The organism is Oscillibacter sp. MSJ-31, assembly GCF_018918025.1.
Taxonomy (GTDB): domain Bacteria; phylum Bacillota; class Clostridia; order Oscillospirales; family Oscillospiraceae; genus Hominicoprocola.
Genome location: NZ_JAHLPT010000069.1, coordinates 1 through 701, shown reverse-complemented (window position 1 = coordinate 701; position 701 = coordinate 1). Strand labels below are relative to the sequence as shown.

The window sequence follows — 701 nt, the reverse complement described above, 5'->3', positions numbered from 1 at the left end:
TTGTATACCAAAACCACGCGTTAGACGCGTGGTTCGGTAAGAATTAAATAGTTGAGGAGAAAAAACTCCTTCTGGTAAGATAAAGATGCGGTCTGCCAACTGCAACTTATAAACCAGAAGGAGGCCACTCAATGGGAATGAATGACATCAATAGTTTAGCGCACACAAAATGGAATTGCAAATATCATATTGTGTTTGCGCCAAAGTATCGGCGGAAAGTATTCTACCAAGAGAAACGAGAAGCCGTAGGAAAAATTCTAAGGCGGCTGTGCGAATGGAAGGGAGTACGCATAGTAGAAGCGGAAGTTTGTCCGGATCACATCCATATGCTGGTAGAAATACCTCCTAAAATCGCAGTATCAAGTTTTATGGGGTATCTGAAAGGAAAGAGCAGTACGATGTTGTATGAGCAATTCGGCGAATTGAAGTATAAGTATCGCAACAGGGAATTCTGGTGCAAGGGGTACTATGTAGATACCGTGGGAAAGAATGAGAGCCGAATTGCGGAGTATATAGAGAACCAGCTAAAAGAGGACGAAATGGGTGAGCAACTTACCATGAGTCAGTACGGCCCGTTTACGGGCGGCAAGTAACAATCCTGCGCAGCTGGCAGACCGTACTTACGCGTTTGACGCGTGCGCGAGGAACATAGGGCTTTGCCCGCATAAGCAAAACCACCCGCTTGGCGGGTGGATGCTTAT

The 701-nt window shown here is 45.9% G+C and carries 1 protein-coding gene; it reads left to right on the top strand.

What is annotated here, in order from left to right; translation table 11 throughout:
* Window positions 1-137: 137 nt before the first annotated feature.
* Entirely contained in the window at window positions 138-593 is a 456-nt protein-coding gene (gene tnpA / locus KQI17_RS13455; protein ID WP_216496698.1) for an IS200/IS605 family transposase, read from the top strand.
* Window positions 594-701 lie beyond the last annotated feature (108 nt).